This is a genomic window from Providencia sp. PROV003, from assembly GCF_045040775.1.
Lineage (GTDB): Bacteria > Pseudomonadota > Gammaproteobacteria > Enterobacterales > Enterobacteriaceae > Providencia > Providencia huashanensis.
The window spans coordinates 4,474,763-4,493,614 of record NZ_CP096369.1 but is presented as its reverse complement, the minus strand read 5'-3'; the positions used below and the strand labels follow the sequence as shown (position 1 = coordinate 4,493,614).

Genomic DNA, 18,852 nt, shown 5'->3' with positions numbered 1-18,852 from the left:
ATTTTTTTCTAGACAAGACCCTATCTCATCATTAGAATGCGCGCAATTTGCCAAAAATCTGCTTAAAAACTCATTTTGGCATTGATTTAGATCGCAAAATCTGAATTAATATGCAAAAAACGTGATTTATTATTCTCCGGAGGGTGTTTTGATTAAGTCAGCTATATTGGTTCTGGAAGACGGAACCCAATTCCACGGGCATGCCATAGGCGCAGAAGGTGCCGCAGTTGGAGAAGTCGTTTTCAATACGTCAATGACCGGATATCAAGAAATAATTACAGACCCTTCCTATTCCCGCCAAATTGTTACTCTCACTTATCCCCATATTGGTAATGTCGGCACAAATGCTGATGACGAAGAATCTCCAAATGTTCATGCTCAAGGTCTAATCATTCGTGACTTACCATTGGTTTACAGCAACTTTCGTGGGCAAGAAGGGTTGTCAGAGTATCTGAAACGCCACAACGTTGTGGCTATCGCAGATATCGATACACGTAAATTGACCCGCTTATTGAGAGAAAAAGGGGCTCAGAATGGCTGCATTATTGCAGGGGATAGTCCAGATGCCGCATTGGCACTTGAAAAAGCACGTAGTTTCTCTGGGTTGAATGGATTGGATTTAGCAAAAGAAGTCTGCACTAAAGAGATTTATAGTTGGTCTCAAGGATCTTGGACACTAGAAAATGGTCAGCAAGGTGCGAAAGCCGCTGAACAGCTTCCTTTACACGTCGTTGCCTATGATTTTGGTGCTAAACGTAATATTTTACGAATGCTAGTTGACCGCGGTTGCCGCTTAACAGTTGTTCCCGCAACGACCTCGGCAGAAACGGTTCTAGCGATGGAGCCGGATGGTATTTTCCTATCTAACGGGCCTGGTGATCCTGCCCCTTGTGATTACGCAATCAATGCAATTGAAACATTTTTAACCACCAATATACCTGTTTTTGGGATCTGCTTAGGGCATCAATTATTGGCTCTGGCTAGTGGTGCAAATACCATGAAAATGAAGTTTGGTCATCATGGTGCTAACCATCCTGTGAAAGATTTAGACAACGATGTTGTTATGATCACCGCGCAAAATCATGGTTTTGCTGTCGATGAATCAACACTCCCCGATACACTGCGTGTGACGCACAAGTCACTGTTTGATGGGACATTGCAAGGTATTCACCGTACGGATAAACCAGCATTTAGTTTCCAAGGCCATCCTGAAGCAAGCTCAGGGCCACATGATGCGGCGAACTTATTCGACCATTTCATTGATTTAATCAATGAATACCGTCAAAACACACCACGTCAAAACGCAAAATAATCGGGAGCAGAAAAATGGCAAAACGTACTGATATAAAAAGCATTCTGATTTTAGGTGCGGGCCCAATCGTTATCGGCCAAGCATGCGAATTTGACTATTCAGGTGCACAGGCATGTAAAGCATTACGTGAAGAAGGTTATCGCGTTATTTTAGTTAACTCGAACCCTGCAACGATCATGACTGACCCTGAGATGGCTGATGCTACTTATATTGAGCCAATTCATTGGGAAGTGGTTCGCAAAATCATCGAAAAAGAGCGCCCTGATGCGGTATTGCCGACGATGGGTGGGCAAACGGCACTAAACTGCGCACTTGAATTGGAACGCAAAGGGGTTTTAGCCGAATTTGGTGTAACAATGATTGGGGCTACTGCAGATGCGATTGATAAAGCAGAAGACCGTCAGCGTTTCGATAAAGCAATGAAAAAAATCGGCTTGGGTACAGCGCGTTCTGGTATCGCACATAATATGGAAGAAGCCTACGCAGTTGCTGATGATGTTGGCTTCCCATGTATTATTCGCCCATCGTTTACTATGGGCGGAACGGGGGGCGGTATTGCATACAACCGTGAAGAATTCGAAGAAATTTGTACGCGTGGTTTAGATTTATCACCAACGAATGAGTTATTAATTGATGAGTCATTAATTGGTTGGAAAGAATATGAAATGGAAGTTGTCCGCGATAAAAAAGACAACTGCATTATTGTCTGTTCAATCGAAAACTTTGATGCGATGGGGATTCATACCGGTGACTCTATCACCGTTGCACCAGCGCAGACTTTGACGGACAAAGAATACCAAATCATGCGTGATGCCTCTATGGCTGTTTTACGTGAAATTGGTGTGGAAACAGGTGGCTCTAACGTTCAATTTGCTGTAAACCCTAAAGATGGGCGCTTAATTGTTATTGAAATGAACCCGCGTGTTTCTCGTTCATCGGCGCTAGCATCAAAAGCGACAGGGTTCCCTATTGCCAAAGTTGCTGCCAAATTAGCGGTCGGCTATACCCTCGATGAGTTGATGAATGATATCACTGGAGGCCGTACACCAGCTTCATTTGAGCCTTCTATCGACTATGTTGTGACAAAAATACCACGCTTTAACTTTGAGAAATTTGCAGGCACGAATGACCGCTTAACGACTCAGATGAAATCTGTGGGTGAAGTGATGGCAATTGGTCGCACATTCCAAGAATCAATGCAAAAAGCCCTACGTGGTTTAGAAGTCGGTGCGACTGGTTTTGACCCAAAAGTCTCTCAAGAAGACCCTGAAGTATTAACTCGGATCCGCCGTGAATTAAAAGATGCGGGAGCAGAGCGAATTTGGTTTATCGCAGATGCTTTCCGCGCAGGTCTTTCGGTAGATGGTGTCTTTAACCTAACGAATATCGACCGTTGGTTCTTAGTACAAATTGAAGAGTTAGTCCGTTTAGAAGAGAAAGTTGCAGAGTTAGGTGTAAATGGCCTGACAAAAGACTTTTTACGGGTATTGAAGCGCAAAGGTTTTGCAGACGCACGTCTTGCTAGCTTAGTTGGCGTCTCCGAAGCCGAGCTACGTAAATTACGCCAAGGGTATGGCTTACACCCTGTTTATAAACGAGTAGACACTTGTGCAGCAGAGTTTGCAACAGATACGGCTTATATGTATTCCACTTATGAAGAAGAGTGTGAATCAAACCCAAATAATGATAAGCCCAAAGTAATGGTGTTAGGCGGTGGCCCGAACCGTATTGGCCAAGGGATTGAGTTTGACTACTGTTGTGTACATGCTTCTTTAGCACTACGTGAAGATGGTTATGAAACCATCATGGTTAACTGTAACCCTGAAACGGTTTCAACAGATTATGACACATCTGACCGCCTGTACTTTGAGCCAGTGACATTGGAAGATGTTCTTGAAATCGTGCGTATTGAACAACCACAAGGTGTGATTGTGCAATATGGCGGTCAAACTCCGCTTAAATTAGCGAGAGCACTTGAGGCAGCAGGTGTTCCTGTTATTGGTACTAGCCCTGATGCCATTGACCGCGCTGAAGACCGTGAACGGTTCCAACAAGCAGTTAATCGTTTAAATTTAAAACAACCCCAGAATGCAACGGTAACTGCTATTGAACAAGCGGTTGAAAAAGCTGCAGGAATTGGTTACCCACTGGTAGTTCGCCCATCTTATGTGCTAGGCGGTCGTGCGATGGAAATCGTGTATGATGAGGTGGATTTACGCCGTTATTTCCAAACCGCGGTGAGTGTATCGAATGATGCACCAGTACTGCTTGACCGTTTCTTAGACGATGCAGTCGAGGTGGATGTTGATGCGATTTGTGACGGTGAAATGGTATTGATTGGTGGTATTATGGAGCATATTGAGCAAGCCGGTGTGCATTCTGGCGATTCCGCATGTTCGTTGCCTGCCTATACCTTAAGCCAAGAAATTCAAGATGTCATGCGTGAACAAGTTCGTAACCTTGCATTTGAGTTACGTGTGCGTGGCTTAATGAACGTACAGTTTGCGGTGAAAAATAATGAGGTGTACTTGATTGAAGTTAACCCTCGAGCAGCAAGAACCGTCCCATTTGTGTCGAAAGCAACCGGTGTGCCATTAGCTAAAGTGGCAGCACGTGTGATGGTTGGGCAAACATTGGCTGAACAAGGTGTTACAGAAGAAATCATTCCCCCTTATTACTCAGTGAAAGAAGTTGTTCTTCCATTTAATAAATTCCAAGGCGTAGACCCGATCCTTGGGCCAGAAATGCGTTCAACGGGTGAAGTCATGGGCGTCGGGCGGACATTTGCAGAAGCATTCGCTAAAGCAATGTTAGGCAGTAGCTCAACCATGAAAAAATCAGGGCGAGCGCTCCTGTCTGTCCGTGAAGGTGATAAAACGCGCGTCGTGGATTTAGCTGCAAAATTGCTAAAACATGGTTTCGAATTAGATGCGACGCACGGAACAGCGATTGTATTAGGGGAAGCTGGGATTAACCCTAGGTTGGTGAATAAGGTTCATGAAGGTCGTCCACATATTCAAGATAGAATTAAGAATGGTGAATACGATTATATTGTAAATACAACCGCGGGGCGCCAAGCCATTGAAGATTCTAAATTAATTCGCCGTAGTGCCTTGCAGTATAAAGTACATTATGACACAACGTTAAACGGTGGGTTTGCAACGACTATGTCATTGAGTGCTGACCCAACAGAAAAAGTGATTTCAGTTCAAGAAATGCATGCGTTGATTAAGTAAATTATTCATTAGCCATTAATGAGCCCCTGCAGTTCAGTCTGCTGGGGCTTTTTTGTTTATCTGGGGATAATATGCAATTTCAATAAAAAAATGCAAAATGCTGGTTGACTCTCACGTAACGTGAGGCACTAACCTTAGTCGCAATTACAGGAGGAATGTATGCTATTTCAAGTCGGTGAAATCGCGGAAAAAACAGGGTTAACCATCCGTACACTTCATCATTATGAAGAGATTGGCTTGTTGCTTCCAACTGCAAGGACCGATGCGGGTTATCGGCTTTACAACATGCAATGTATAGAGCGTTTAACGCAAATTCAATTGTTACGGCAAGTTGGAGTCAAACTGAAAGACATCGGTGAATTACTCGATGGTCAGAGTGGGGATATCACAAGTTTGTTGCAAGAACGTATTGCATTATTAACGGAACAAATGGAACAAATGGCAACGTTACGTTATCGATTAGAGCAATTACATAGGCAAATGCAAACAGGAGATGTTTTAACTCAGGCTGATTGGTTTTCTGTATTGGAGATGATGTCGATGTTTGATAAATATTTTACCCCCCAAGAGTTGGAACAATTGCCATTGTATACAGCACATACGCTGAAAAACCAAGAATGGCAACAGCGTATAGCAGCAGTAAGTCAGTTAATGGAGCAAGGTGCAGCACCGCAATCTACAGAGGTGCAACAAATTGCACATGAATGGATGACCGCACTAGAAAGAGATACCGGAGGGAACCCTGATTTCTTTGCTCGGCTGAATCAAATTCATTTATCCGATAATACATTAGCTTATTCATCGGGGATTTCCGTTGCAATGATCCAATATGTTGCAGAGGGTTTTAGTGAATACCAATTGTCGTTGTTTAGACCACATTTAACGGCTGCACAATTTGCTTTGGTTAGGCAGCATTATTTTGCTTCGGGGCAGGTGTGGCCCGAATTAATTGCAGGTTTATATAATGCAATGAAAGCACGTAAATCCCCAGACTCAGAGGAAGTTCAGCAGTTGGCGAAAACCTGGTTAGCGATGTTTAATCAATTCACGGGGAAAGACCCTGAACTACAGGAAAAGATCCGTATGGTATATCGAGAAGAACCAAGGATTTCTCAAGGGACGTGGATGACCCCAGAAATTGGTCAGTATTTGTTTTCAGCTATCACTGTTTTGATGGCGCAATAAGTGAAATGGCCGCTATTTAGCGGCCATTGAAGTTGCTGACGAAGCGGGATAAAAGCGTGGTTTTCCCCGCTCCGTGTTATCAGCCGAAAATCAATGAATTGATTTTCCTCGTTTATTTCAGAACCCCTAACGACTGTCGCCAAACATGATATGTTTGTCAACAGTCTGAATGGCCGCTATTTAGTGGCCATTGCTGTTATCAATTTTATTTGTTATTTGACAGGGCCTTACGGTGTTTCCAATACACGACAATTGAACCAATTAACCCACTCACGAGTAAAACAACAGGGATGATCATCAGTGCGCTGATAACAATTTGCTCATGTTCTTTTACAAAAGGAATTTGATTGAGGGCGTAACCTAAGCTCACAATTAAGCCAACCCATAATAAGCCACTTAACCAATTGAAAAATTGGAAACGACGGTGACTGAGTTCGGATAGCCCCGCGAGCAATGGTAATATTGTTCTAACAAATGCAAGAAACCGGCCTATAAGCAACGCATATAACCCTTGTTTGTTAAACATATTGTTTGCTTTAGTATGATATTCCTCAGGGATCTGGGATAACCAACGTTTGACAACGGTGGTCTCGCTTAGCCATCTTCCTTGTAGAAAACCTAGCCAACACCCTAAACTTGCCGCCACCGTTAACAATAATATGGTTGGAATAAAATGTAATACACCTTTGGCTATTAGTGCACCTGACAAGATAAGCAAGGTGTCTCCCGGTAAAAATGCAGCGGGAAGAACGCCATTTTCTAAAACAATGACAACAAAAAGCACGGTATAAATAACCCAAAGCACTTCAGGGTTGGAGAGTTTAAGGAAATCGTGGTTCCAAAGTGCCAGTACGATTTCGCGTAGGACTTCCATAATCGTTCCTGTATTTGCGTAAAAGCGAATTTCTTTATTAACTATATTACAGGAAAAATGTGCGTCGAGTTTGATTTGTTTGATGAATTAGTGATTTAGCAAATTAATTGCAGGCAACAAGCAAATGGAAACCTGCAATTTAAAATAATTAATTTATTGATTTTTAATGAAAATCAAATTCGCTCGAAAGCTAATTGTAAATCATGAATTAAATCATCAGGGTGCTCTAAGCCGATATGCACTCGGAAAAATGTCCCCTCTTTAGGTGAAAAATCATATTGGCGCATGTTTTGTAAATCCTCTTTTTGATACCCCAAAATCAGTGATTCAAACCCACCCCATGAATACCCCATTTTGAAATGAGTAAAGTTATCAAGAAATATGGTGAATTGCTCAGGAGATAATCGAGATTTTAGTTGAAAAGAGAATAAGCCATTACAGCCAGAAAAATCGCGTATGAAGTATTCATGACCGGGCGATGATGGAAGTGCAGGATGAAAAACTTGGTCGACTTCTGGCCGTTTCTGTAGCCAGTGTGCAATCTGCAAACTATTAATTTGGTGCTGTTTTAATCGAGTTGCTAGGGTATGAAGCCCTCTGTTTGCCATATAAACGGTATCAGGATCTGCGGTTTGGCCTAATAGATAAGAATTTTCACGTAATGTTTTGATACAACGTTGATTGGCAACAGCAAGACCTAACATGCCGTCAGAGTGGCCGTTAATATATTTTGTGGCAGACTGAATGGATATATCAATATCGAATAATAAGGGCTTAAGCAATACGCCAGCCGCCCAAGTATTATCAATCATAATAATAATTTCAGGTGATTTGGCACGGACTGCATGAACAATAGCCGGTAAATCATGAACTTCCATTGTAATAGAGCCGGGTGATTCTAAGAAGACGATACGAGTATTTGGCTGGATTAACTCAGCGATATCTTCCCCAATTAATGGGTCGAAATAAGTCGTTTGAACGCTTAGCTTAGTTAAAATGTTGTCGCAAAAATTCTGCGTAGGGTCATAGGCAGAGCCGGTAACAAGGATGTGCTCTCCCGCTGAAATAAAAGACAAAATAGCATTGGTAATTGCGGCTGCGCCCGAAGGATAAAGCACACAGCCAGCCCCTTGTTCTAATTCAGTCATTGCTTCTTGAAAAGCAAAATGAGTTTGTGTACCCCGTCGCCCATAAAATAAAGTGTTACCTGCACGGTGACGGGTTGCGTGACGTTTTTCTTCCAGAGTGTCAAAAATAATAGATGATGCACGCTGAATAACTGGGTTTACCCCTTTTTGTGTGTACTTAGGGTTTCGACCAATATGTACTAATTGAGTTTCAGGTTTACTCTCTGCCATGATTTTTCCCTACACAGAATGTGATTTGCCGAATTCTAAGATGATTAATACTAAGACGTTAAATGATCTCGAAGGAAATGTAACCTGAGTATTCTTCAACTTTCATTTTAAATATGGGGATGAAGTAAATTTGTGGGTAATCTACCGAGTGAAAGCAACCAAGGCCGATGGTGAACTAGCTAAATTGTTAACTCAAGGCTGAAGATAAATAACCGTATCATAGAAGAGGGCTTCTTTGTCGAAGAGCAAAAAAACATAAAAAAATTGCAAATACTAATGATAATTACTATCAATTCGCGCTGTGTTTGATATTATCAGCAGCGTCTTTTTGAAAAGAATGGACAGTGCGAGTCAAATTTCGCTTTTAATGGTTAGTCGATGAATGGCACAATCATCGATATAAATTTTGTTATACAACACTAAAAAGAGAGTAAAGGCCAACTGATGCGTAAACTAACAGCTTCTATTCTATTGGCGTTCGGCTTGATGGGGACGGCAGTCGCTGAAACCACACCTGCAACAACACCAGCGGCGTCTCAAAATACATCCTCAACACCATCGGTAGAAAATTCTGCTACGCCAACCACAACGGCACCAAATGCTGAGGTTGCATCAGTACCCGCAGAGCCCATTCAAGGGGAAGGTGGAAATACATCAGCGGTTAGCGAAAATATTGAGCTGGCAACAGAGGCACCAACTGGCGGGTTTGATCAAGACTTATCTGTTTGGGGGATGTACCAAAATGCAGATAATGTGGTTAAAACCGTGATGATAGGTTTAGTCATTGCTTCAATTATTACTTGGGCACTGTTCTTTTCAAAAGGGTTAGAAATCTTAGTTGCACGTCGCCGCTTAAAAGAAGAAGCCAAAGCGATTGCAGAGGTAAAATCACTTGATGAAGCTGTCAGCATTGCAGATGGTTTCAAAGCTAATAGTGTTACCCGTATGCTATTAAATGAAGCTGTTAATGAAAGAACACTTTCTGTCAATAGTACTGACTTATCAGGGACTAAAGAGCGTACTTCGTTCCGCCTCGAAAGAGCTGTCGCTGGAATTAGCCGTTATATGGGGCGCGGAAATGGTTATTTGGCAACGATTGGCGCGATCTCTCCATTTGTCGGTTTATTTGGCACAGTTTGGGGGATCATGAACAGCTTTATTGGAATTGCTCACTCACAGACCACTAACCTTGCCGTCGTTGCACCAGGGATAGCAGAAGCATTGCTAGCGACTGCAATTGGTCTTATCGCCGCAATTCCAGCCGTTGTGATTTATAATATTTTTGCTCGGATGATCAACAACTACCGTGGTCAAGTAGGGGATGTCGCTGCTCAATCTGCATTATTATTGGGACGTGATCTCGATCTGGCAAATAGCAAAGCAAGGTAATTATTATGGCAATGCGTTTAGGTGACGAACAAGACGATAGTGGTGAAATGCATGAAATTAACGTAACGCCTTTTATTGACGTTATGTTAGTTTTATTGATTATCTTTATGGTTGCGGCACCGTTGGCAACTGTTGATATTAAAGTCAACTTACCTGCTTCGACTGCGAAGCCGCAGCCACGCCCAGAAAAACCCGTATTTCTAACTGTTAAAGCAGACAACCAACTCTTTATTGGTGATCAAGCGGTATCAAAAGATCAGCTTTCAGCAATGCTTGACCAAGCCACTAGTGCGAATAAAGATACAACAATCTTTTTTCAAGCTGATAAGAGTGTAGATTATGAAACTATGATGGATGTAATGAACGCATTACGCCAATCAGGGTATTTAAAAATCGGTCTAGTTGGTATGGAAGCGACATCCTCTTCTAAATAAGGGGAGCATCAAATCTTTCCGGCGCGTTTTATCCTTTGGGATGGAACGCGTTTTTTTATGTATAAAATTAATTGTTCAAAAATAGCTATGTAGTGTTTTGAGCTAACCTCTTTATAGTATTTCTCTTGTGCTTAATCATATTTTTTAGTGATTAACTTATTTTTAAAGCGTTTTATTCTTATTTCACACTATTTTTTCGTCAAATTTATGGGGCTATAGTTTGTTCTTCATGTTTTTTCGCCGATTTTTAGGCGGGGCGTTGGTTATAGTAATAAAAAAATAAGGGGGAACATTAAATTTTATAATGAATAGGTGTTGCTTGGCATCTGATTTTTGATGATAACGGTAAGTGATAGCTTTATTTTTCTAGAATACGCATAAGAAATGTTGATTATTGAGTTGGTTTTTTAGTTTTAAAATGCGAGTTTGTCTGGTTGTAAATGCTTTTTATTTTGTTAAAAACAATTTTAAAGATAAGTTATATATAATAAAAAATAAACCATTTTGTTAATAAGGTTTTATGTTTTTATCTTTTTTACCTGTTAATATCAATAACCATATATATGTTACGGCCATTTTATTGTTTAAAAAAAAACAAAAAATGATTGTTAATCATAGGAATAGTAGCTATTAGTTTTATTATGTAAATTTAAAATACACAGATAAGTATATCTACTTATTTATTTTGTTTTTTTATATGTAAGTATTATTAATGTTTATATGGGGTTTGAAATCTTAAATAATATATTTAAGTAATTATCTGTAGTGATTAAATAATATTAAAGTTATTTATTGGAAATTATTTTAAATATGTAAAATATATATTTAACGAATAAATGTAAATTGTCTGTAATATCTTAACTATAAGACTATTATTTTGTTGTTTTTCTGTGAATTTACATAACTAATTGATTTAAAATAAGAATGTTTTTTTATTTTCACGTAGGGACTCGAACAAAAAAATGCTTGCGCAACAAATGTATTACGTTATAATGCAATCAATAACATTTAGAAACACTTTTAAATACCTTGTTATATTGAAATGTTTATTTAAAATTTACTTACGCTAGGGTTAATAAAGCCATCGCTAATTTTTGAATTTTAAATTTAGCAAGTTATTAGGCTTTATCTTAAAAATAACTATAATTACTTAGTTAGATAATTCGAATAGCGGGCGTATTTATATAGTGAGATAAGTGTTATTACTGGAGTCAAATGGGCTGACTACAGACTACGCATAGCAAGCGTCGCCGTAATACGGCAATTTCATATTATACACCTCTATAGATAAAATAAGACTACACTTCCAGCGTTATCATTTCGATAACGCTTTTTTTTTGTATTCATTTCGTAGTTTAAGCTCTCATCTCTTTCTGGGATAACATAAAGAAAAACAATACAAGTTAACTAAAGAATGAATTGATATAGCTAAGGGGGTGAGATATGAGAAGCATCAACCTTTTCTGTGTTTTATGATGAAATGGCTTCACGAAAAAATTTATCAGAGTATGATATTGCCTCTTCGCTGTGGGGTATCGATATAACTACTTATAAAGATAATTATACAACGGCGAATTTCTCTGCCAGGATCTGGCGTGAAACGAATTGGAAGTAACAATGACTTGGTCTGATTTTAAATCTCACTATCTCATCGGTTTTTGGAAACCATTACCTGCAGTAATTGCTGCGGGGATCTTATCAACTTATTATTTTGGCTTAACGGGCACATTTTGGGCTGTGACTGGCGAGTTCACTCGCTGGGGCGGACATGTCATGCAACTTTTTGGTGCGGAGCCTGAAACTTGGGGATATTTTAAAGTTATTGGCTTTGAAGGCACGCCATTAGACCGTATTGATGGTGTTATGATTATTGGTATGTTTGCAGGGTGTTTTGCGGCAGCCCTTTGGGCCAATAACATCAAATTACGTATGCCTCAACACCGAATCCGTATTTTCCAAGCTATATTAGGCGGTATTATTGCGGGGTTTGGGGCTCGTTTAGCTATGGGGTGTAATTTAGCCGCATTCTTTACTGGGATACCTCAATTTTCATTACATGCGTGGTACTTTGCCGTTGCCACTGCTGCTGGGTCATATTTTGGTGCCAAGTTTACACTGATGCCAATGTTTCGGATCCCCGTGAAGCTCAAAAAGGTCAATACTGCATCCCCTCTAACCCAAAACCATGATGTGGCGAAAAGACGTTTTAAACTTGGTATGGTGATTTTTACTTTAGCCATTGCTTGGGGTTTTTATACATTGCTTGATTCTCCAGTGATGGGTTTCGCGATTTTATGTGGGATAGGTTTTGGTTTATTAATTGAGCGAGCTCAGATCTGCTTTACTTCTGCGTTTCGTGATCTTTGGATCACGGGGCGTACGCATATGGCGAAAGCAATTATTATCGGCATGGCGGTTAGTGCCGTGGGGATTTTTAGCTACGTACAACTAGGTGCTACACCTAAAATCCTATGGGCAGGCCCGAATGCAGTAATTGGTGGTCTATTATTTGGCTTTGGTATCGTTCTTGCTGGTGGTTGTGAAACGGGCTGGATGTATCGTGCTGTTGAAGGCCAAGTTCATTATTGGTGGGTTGGCTTCGGTAATATTATTGGCGCAACAGTTCTTGCTTATTATTGGGATGATTTGGGCCCTTGGTTGGCCACTGATTTTGATAAAGTTAATCTATTAGAAACTTTTGGGCCAGAAGGTGGTTTATTGGTTACTTATGCATTATTAGCGGTAGCGTTTGTGCTGATGCTGTTATGGGAAAAACACTTTTTCCGTAAACGAGAGCAAAAGTCATCGAATACATCCGTGGAGGCAGTATGAACAAGAAAGATATCATTCCTGATTACCGCTTAGATATGGTTGGAGAACCTTGTCCATATCCTGCTGTAGCAACGTTAGAGGCTATGCCATCACTGAAAAGCGGTGAAATCTTAGAAGTGGTAAGTGACTGCCCCCAGTCAATTAATAATATCCCACTAGATGCGAAAAATTATGGTTATACGGTGTTGGATATTCAACAGGATGGGCCGACTATTCGTTATCTTATCCAAAAATAACAGATACCCGTCATACTTCGCGCTGTAGCGTTGTTGACCGCTCTCACCGCCCCTAGTCACATACTTTTGTATGCTCCTAGGGTTCGGTTCGCTTGTCGCCTAGCTACAACCCGAATTATATAGGGTATCCAAATGGTATTGTTATATTTTGCGTCGGGGCGCTGCCGACTGTAACGACAGCCCTAGTCACATACTTTTGTATGCTCCTAGGGTTCGGTTCACTTATCGCCTAGCTACAACCCGAATTATATAGGGTATCCAAATGGTATTGTTATATTTTGCGTCGGGGCGCTGCCGACTGTAACGACAGCCCTAGTCACATACTTTTGTATGCTCCTAGGGTTCGGTTCACTTATCGCCTAGCTACCACCCGAATTATATAGGGTATCCAAATGGTACTGTTATATTTTGCGCCGGGGCGCTGCCGACTGTAACGACAGCCCTAGTCATATACTTTTGTATGCCCCTAGGGTTCGGTTCGCTTGTCGCCTAGCTACGGCACAAATTATTTAAGGTATATTAGTGACTTACCATTCAATTTATTAAAATATTTAAATTGCAGATGGGTTTATGAGTAAAATATCGACAGATGTTCAGTTAATCTTCTTGCCAATTTGTAATATCAAGGACTAATTCACACTCATCGTCAATATATCCCCCTGTAGGGACAAAACCGAGCTTTTTGTAAAATTCGAATGGGCTTTCCTCCCCTTCGCCACAACTGTTATAAAGGCGCGGATAGCCTTTCTTTTTTAGATAAGCAATGACTTGGAGTAATGCTTCGCGACCAAACCCTAGTTTTTGATAGGGTTCCGCAATCATAAAGCGCCACAGCATAATGCCATCATATTCTAATTCATCATCATCTAAACCAGAGTGAAGCATGATAAAGCCAACAGGGACATCATCTGCGTAAATTCCTCGGTACCACGCACAACTAGAAAATTGTGCTTCGACCATAGAATAAGCATTGTCTGCCACCATATTACGTTGTGCTTCACTAAGGGTATGACTTAGTAAGCAAATTTCAGAGAAATTATCAGCAGTGATTTTTTGCAAGGTGACCAGTGAATTTTCATCCACTTCAGGTTCGATGAGCTCTTTCATAACAATTCCTTCGATAGAATATTGACCATAGCTCCAATGATGGAGGTTATTATTTATTATTTTTGTTTTTTGTTTAACAAACTAAGTATCAAATAAATTGGTAGTGTGGATGTAATTTAATCAACCAGAGATTGAGTGAGCAGTCAATGACTTAATTGTGGCTATGTAAGCAGGGTCTAAAAAGAAATGGCAACTTAGTTAGGTAATAAGTTGCCACCGTGAGATGAAAGGGAACCTGAAGGAAAATTAGTGCTCGGCTTCGCCACCTAACACATCAATTAAACGGGCGATCAAAGCGCTAAGTTCGCCGGTCATTAACACATAGTCCGCATCAAATTTTTGGGCGAAATCTTCTTTCGCAATATCATCGTTTTGATCTTTTAATGTATCGCTAAATTTTAACCTTTTTAGTGAGCCATCATCAGATAACATAAACTGAATTCTTTCTTCCCAATCTAACGCTAACTTAGTGACTAATTTGCCCGCTTCGATATGAGTTGTAATTTCATCAGAAATTAAATCTTGTTTTTTACAACGGATAATTCCGCCTTCTTCTAGGATGGCTTTAAGTTCTGCTTCATCCATTACCGCGAAACCTTGTGGTAATGAGCCAGAACGAACCCATTCGGTTAGTGTGAGTTCTATTGGGTCTTTAAATGTAAGTGGAACTACGGGTAAAGACCCTAAGCTTTTACGTAACAAAGCAAGGTTGTCTTCTGCACGTTTTGCACTGGCGGCATCAACAATAATTAATTGATTGACGGTGTCGATCCAAATATAGGTTTTGCTAAACTTACTGAATGCACGGGGAAGCAGAGTATGCACGACTTCATCTTTTAAGGCGTCTTTTTCTGTTTTCTTTAATTTGCGGCCTTGGTCTGCTTCTAGTTTTTCAATTTTATCCTGTACTTCTTGCTTAATTACAGGAGATGGCAGCATTTTTTCTTCTTTTTTTGCACAAATGAGAATTTGATTGCCTGCTACATGGGTTAAGGCGTCTGCGCCATTCATCGGTGATACCCAGCCTGTTTGCATCATATCTTGGCTGCCACAAGGGTGATAGGCAAGTGAGGCAAGCTGTTTTTCCAGATCATCAGCGGAGAGTGCCAAATCCCGATTCAGGCGATAGACTAATATATTCTTGAACCACATGAAAAACCTACCTTTGTTGATAAATAGCCAATTAGAGCAAGGGGCTATGATAGCGAATTGTCCGTTATTAAGCGAAAAAAAATGTGTTTAGGCTTTGTCGTCCACAATTTTAATGTCTAAGCCTTGAAAATATTGATGAAGACAAGCCATGATAACCAGATAAATGAAAAAAACATTAGAGAGCATCATTATGAGAATAGGTATTGACCTTGGTGGTACAAAAATTGAAGTGATTGCACTAGATAATAACGGTGAAACGCTATTTCGTAAGCGGGTCCCTACTCCTAAGGGGGATTATGATGCGACACTTAGGGCCATTGCAAGTTTAGTGAGTGATGCGGAAACTGCGATAGGGCAGTCAGGGAGCGTTGGCGTTGGGATCCCAGGAACATTATCCCCCGTGACAGGAAGGGTTAAAAATGCCAATTCAACATGGCTAAATGGTCAATTCTTTGATGCAGATTTAGGTCAATTACTAGGACGACCCGTTAAAATTGCTAATGATGCGAATTGTTTAGCGGTATCAGAAGCGATTGATGGGGCTGGAGCTGGCGGAAAAGTTGTTTTTGCGGTGATTATTGGTACGGGGTGTGGTGCAGGGGTGGCAATCAATGGGCAAGTTCACTCTGGCGGCAATGGTGTAGCTGGGGAGTGGGGGCATAATCCTCTACCTTGGCAAGATGACCAAGATAGGCTATTTATTGCTGAAGAGCATTGTTATTGTGGGCTAAATGGCTGTACAGAGCAGTTTGTTTCAGGGACGGGGTTTATCGCTGATTATAAAAAGTTAGCTGGAGAATCTAAGACTGGAATAGAAATTATTCAGTTGGCGCAAAATGGTAACAAGCACGCCATCAAAGCATTTGAAAATTACCAGAATCGCCTCGCGAAAGCTTTGGCTCAAGCTGTTAACATGTTAGACCCTGATGTTATTGTGCTAGGTGGGGGGATGAGCAACGTGGATGCGTTGTATGTCAATTTGCCTGAAAAAATACGCCAGTGGGTATTTGGTCGGGAGTTCGATACACCAATTCGTAAAGCCGCGCATGGCGATTCTAGTGGCGTGCGCGGTGCTGCATGGCTATTTTCCGCCTAATTCCAATATGTGTTATTGGCTACACTCTGCGAATCGGGCCATATACATTAGTATATGGCCCACGTTATCCTCTTTTGTCGCCTAACGATAAAGCAAAATTTCAGCAAATAATTTAGAGGATTAATTATAATTCAGTATTTAAATAGTTTTTATATTACTTAAATTAAATTTAGGTTAATTAAAATACTATTTAAGTTGTGATACTTATTAAGTCACGTAGGTAACATGGCTAATTATTTTATTTATCAAATTTAATAATATTTTAATGCCTATTATGTATAGAAAATAGGGAGTGATTTAAATCACAGTTCTCTTTCTCTTCAAAAAATAGATTCAGCAAAATAACTTCAATTATTTGATGTGAATTTGTCACTATTAATTCATTTTTGTGACCGATATAAAAATCAGGCTTGATAAAAAGATGAAAACCGTGATTTAGTCACAAAAAATGGTTACTGTTTGCAGTGTATTATCATTAAAGATTGATGCTATGCACATAGTGTAAATTTTTAACGCTATTTTTGTTTGTTAATTGTTCAATAGCGCGGGATGAAAATACAAATTTGAGAGGCGATTTTCTCTCAGTAATGGCAACGAAGGGGATTACATGAATAAAGTATTGAAGCTTTCAACGCTTGCTATGCTAGTCGCATTTAATGCGAATGCCGCAACGGTTGATTTACGAGTGATGGAAACATCAGATGTTCACAGTAACTTGATTGATTTTGATTATTATAGAGACAAGCCAACCGAACAGTTTGGATATGTACGTACGGCAACACTGATTAATGCCGCAAAAAAAGAAGCAACAAACTCTGTATTAGTCGATAACGGAGACTTAATCCAAGGTAGTCCACTGGCTGACTATATTGTTGGCGAAGGTTTAAAAGAGGGTGAGTCGCATCCGGCACATAAACTATTAAATACGATGGGTTACACAGTAGGTAATTTTGGTAACCACGAATTCAACTTTGGATTAGATTTCCTGCATAAAGCAATTAAAGGTGCTAAATTCCCATACATCAATGCGAATATTATTGATGCAAAAACAGGTGAAAATTACTTTAACCCATACATTATTGTTGATACACCTGTTAAAGATAGGGATGGTAAAACACACACCATCAAAATTGGTTACATCGGCTTTGTACCACCACAAATTCTAATTTGGGATAAGCCAAATCTAGAAGGTAAGGTTTTAGTGAATGATATCACTGAAACTGCGAAAAAATTTGTTCCTCAAATGAAAAAAGAGGGAGCCGATTTAGTCGTTGCTATTCCTCACTCAGGCTTCTCTCAAGAGCCTTATAAAGCAATGGCTGAAAACTCAGTGTATTACCTCAGTGAAGTTCCAGGTATCGATGCCATCATGTTTGGCCATTCACACGGTGTATTCCCAAGCAAAGACTTTAGCGATATTAAAGGTGTTGACGTTACAAAAGGTACAGTCAATGGTGTACCTGCGGTAATGCCAGGTCAATGGGGCGATCATTTAGGTGTCGTTGATTTAGTCGTAAATAATGATGATGGCGGTTGGAAAGTTGTCGATGCGACAGCTCACGCGCGCCCTGTTTATGATAAGCCTAATAAGAAAGCCCTTGTTGAGCGTGATGAATCTCTCGCTAAAATTATCGATAAAGAACACCAAGATACGCGTAAATTTGTTGGTAAACACATCGGTAAAGCATCTGAAAATATGTACAGCTATTTAGCGTTGGTTCAAAGTGACCCAACTGTACAAATTGTTAACGATGCCCAAGTTGATTACACCAAAAACTTTATTCAGGGTGACCCAGACCTTGCTGATTTACCTGTTTTAGCAGCTGCTGCACCATTTAAAGCGGGTGGACGTAAAAATTCTCCAACTGAGTTTATTGAAGTTGAAAAAGGGGATTTAACCTTCCGTAATGCGGCAGATTTATATTTATATCCGAACACACTTGTTGTTGTTAAAGCAACTGGCGCAGATGTTGTGGAATGGTTAGAATGTTCTGCGGGGATGTTTAATCAAATTGACCCACAATCAACAGCACCACAAAGCTTACTAAATTGGAATGGTTTCAGAACTTATAATTTTGATACTATCAGCGGTGTAAATTACCAAATCGACCTGACGCAGCCTGCAAAATATGATGTTGATTGCCAAACGATTAATAAAGATGCTAACCGAATCAAAAATGTAACCTATCAAGGTAAACCAATTGATCCTAAAGCAACTTTCTTAGTAGCAACGAATAACTATCGTGGCTACGGCGGTAAATTTGCGGGAACAGGTGAGAATAATATTGCATTTGCTTCCCCTGATGAAAACCGTTCTATTTTAGCTGCATATATCGCTAAAGAGTCTAAAGATAAAGGGCAAATCGCTACCAAGGCGGCTAATAATTGGTCATTTACACCAATTAAAACAGACAAAAAGCTGGATGTACGCTTTGAAACTGCGCCAAGTGAAAAAGCAGCAAACTTTATCAAAGAAAATGCTCAGTACCCAATGAAACAGGTTGGTACTGATGAGATTGGCTTTGCTATTTACCAAGTTGATTTAACAGCTAAGTAATTATTCAAGTAGTTATCTGAGTTTAAGCCTACCGTTTGGTGGGCTTTTTTATATTTATAAATTGGTTAATATAGAGATAATATG

General features: G+C 40.2%; 13 protein-coding genes. 9 read left to right on the top strand and 4 right to left on the bottom strand.

Annotated elements, in window-relative coordinates; genetic code table 11:
- Positions 1-148 precede the first annotated feature (148 nt).
- The 3 genes from carA to M1F14_RS20560 all read left to right on the top strand — a co-directional run bounded on the left by carA (position 149) and on the right by M1F14_RS20560 (position 5,733).
- Positions 149-1,312: a glutamine-hydrolyzing carbamoyl-phosphate synthase small subunit gene (gene carA / locus M1F14_RS20570; RefSeq protein WP_048608414.1), complete on the top strand. Its 1,164-nt coding sequence runs from the start codon at positions 149-151 to the stop codon at positions 1,310-1,312.
- Positions 1,313-1,326: 14 nt separating this feature from the next.
- Positions 1,327-4,548 carry a carbamoyl-phosphate synthase large subunit gene (gene carB, locus M1F14_RS20565; RefSeq protein ID WP_181469082.1) on the top strand — a complete coding sequence of 1,074 codons (3,222 nt, stop codon included), beginning with the start codon at positions 1,327-1,329 and terminating at the stop codon, positions 4,546-4,548.
- Between the two features lie 159 nt (positions 4,549-4,707).
- On the top strand, positions 4,708-5,733 hold the full coding sequence (locus M1F14_RS20560; protein ID WP_181469083.1) for a MerR family transcriptional regulator: 1,026 nt from the start codon (positions 4,708-4,710) through the stop codon (positions 5,731-5,733).
- 205 nt (positions 5,734-5,938) lie between these two features.
- Here the strand turns inward: M1F14_RS20560 and M1F14_RS20555 are convergent, their stop codons facing one another.
- Together M1F14_RS20555 and metC are read right to left on the bottom strand one after the other, a co-directional pair.
- Complete coding sequence (locus M1F14_RS20555; RefSeq protein ID WP_042846971.1) at positions 5,939-6,607, bottom strand: DedA family protein; 669 nt, start codon at positions 6,605-6,607, stop codon at positions 5,939-5,941.
- Positions 6,608-6,780: 173 nt separating this feature from the next.
- Positions 6,781-7,965, bottom strand: coding sequence for a cystathionine beta-lyase (metC, locus tag M1F14_RS20550; RefSeq protein WP_181469084.1), 1,185 nt, complete (start codon positions 7,963-7,965; stop codon positions 6,781-6,783).
- Positions 7,966-8,409: 444 nt separating this feature from the next.
- Here metC and exbB point away from each other — a divergent pair, with 444 nt between their 5' ends.
- The 4 genes from exbB (at position 8,410) to yedF (ending at position 12,856) form a co-directional block, all read left to right on the top strand.
- Positions 8,410-9,354, top strand: a complete 945-nt coding sequence (gene exbB / locus M1F14_RS20545; protein WP_042846969.1) for a tonB-system energizer ExbB — start codon at positions 8,410-8,412, stop codon at positions 9,352-9,354.
- A gap of 5 nt (positions 9,355-9,359) precedes the next feature.
- Positions 9,360-9,788, top strand: coding sequence for a TonB system transport protein ExbD (exbD, locus tag M1F14_RS20540; protein ID WP_042846968.1), 429 nt, complete (start codon positions 9,360-9,362; stop codon positions 9,786-9,788).
- Positions 9,789-11,405: 1,617 nt separating this feature from the next.
- On the top strand, positions 11,406-12,620 hold the full coding sequence (yedE, locus tag M1F14_RS20535; RefSeq protein ID WP_042846967.1) for a selenium metabolism membrane protein YedE/FdhT: 1,215 nt from the start codon (positions 11,406-11,408) through the stop codon (positions 12,618-12,620).
- The gene (yedF, locus tag M1F14_RS20530) at positions 12,617-12,856 is read left to right on the top strand and encodes a sulfurtransferase-like selenium metabolism protein YedF (protein WP_042846966.1); all 240 of its coding nucleotides are present in this window, start codon (positions 12,617-12,619) and stop codon (positions 12,854-12,856) included. Before yedE ends, yedF begins: the two co-directional genes overlap by 4 nt.
- Positions 12,857-13,453: 597 nt before the next feature.
- On the opposite strand, the gene M1F14_RS20525 is transcribed toward yedF, so the two are convergent.
- Together M1F14_RS20525 and rdgC are read right to left on the bottom strand one after the other, a co-directional pair.
- A complete protein-coding gene (locus M1F14_RS20525; protein ID WP_042846965.1) occupies positions 13,454-13,963 on the bottom strand; it encodes a GNAT family N-acetyltransferase in 510 nt (169 codons plus the stop codon).
- A gap of 246 nt (positions 13,964-14,209) precedes the next feature.
- Positions 14,210-15,115, bottom strand: coding sequence for a recombination-associated protein RdgC (rdgC, locus tag M1F14_RS20520; protein ID WP_181469085.1), 906 nt, complete (start codon positions 15,113-15,115; stop codon positions 14,210-14,212).
- 190 nt (positions 15,116-15,305) lie between these two features.
- Here rdgC and mak point away from each other — a divergent pair, with 190 nt between their 5' ends.
- Positions 15,306-16,211, top strand: a complete 906-nt coding sequence (gene mak, locus M1F14_RS20515; protein ID WP_181469315.1) for a fructokinase — start codon at positions 15,306-15,308, stop codon at positions 16,209-16,211.
- A 607-nt stretch (positions 16,212-16,818) separates the two neighbouring features.
- Positions 16,819-18,768, top strand: coding sequence for a bifunctional 2',3'-cyclic-nucleotide 2'-phosphodiesterase/3'-nucleotidase (locus tag M1F14_RS20510; RefSeq protein WP_042846963.1), 1,950 nt, complete (start codon positions 16,819-16,821; stop codon positions 18,766-18,768).
- The last annotated feature ends 84 nt before the right edge of the window (positions 18,769-18,852 follow it).

Excerpts from the sequence above, each read along its gene's own strand:
- M1F14_RS20510 (WP_042846963.1), top strand. The coding sequence starts at position 16,819 with ATGAATAAAGTATTGAAGCTTTCAACGCTTGCTATGCTAGTCGCATTT.
- yedE (WP_042846967.1), top strand. The coding sequence starts at position 11,406 with ATGACTTGGTCTGATTTTAAATCTCACTATCTCATCGGTTTTTGGAAA.
- exbD (WP_042846968.1), top strand. The coding sequence starts at position 9,360 with ATGGCAATGCGTTTAGGTGACGAACAAGACGATAGTGGTGAAATGCAT.
- M1F14_RS20555 (WP_042846971.1), bottom strand. The coding sequence starts at position 6,607 with ATGGAAGTCCTACGCGAAATCGTACTGGCACTTTGGAACCACGATTTC.
- M1F14_RS20560 (WP_181469083.1), top strand. The coding sequence starts at position 4,708 with ATGCTATTTCAAGTCGGTGAAATCGCGGAAAAAACAGGGTTAACCATC.
- M1F14_RS20525 (WP_042846965.1), bottom strand. The coding sequence starts at position 13,963 with ATGAAAGAGCTCATCGAACCTGAAGTGGATGAAAATTCACTGGTCACC.
- metC (WP_181469084.1), bottom strand. The coding sequence starts at position 7,965 with ATGGCAGAGAGTAAACCTGAAACTCAATTAGTACATATTGGTCGAAAC.
- carB (WP_181469082.1), top strand. The coding sequence starts at position 1,327 with ATGGCAAAACGTACTGATATAAAAAGCATTCTGATTTTAGGTGCGGGC.
- mak (WP_181469315.1), top strand. The coding sequence starts at position 15,306 with ATGAGAATAGGTATTGACCTTGGTGGTACAAAAATTGAAGTGATTGCA.
- rdgC (WP_181469085.1), bottom strand. The coding sequence starts at position 15,115 with ATGTGGTTCAAGAATATATTAGTCTATCGCCTGAATCGGGATTTGGCA.
- exbB (WP_042846969.1), top strand. The coding sequence starts at position 8,410 with ATGCGTAAACTAACAGCTTCTATTCTATTGGCGTTCGGCTTGATGGGG.
- yedF (WP_042846966.1), top strand. The coding sequence starts at position 12,617 with ATGAACAAGAAAGATATCATTCCTGATTACCGCTTAGATATGGTTGGA.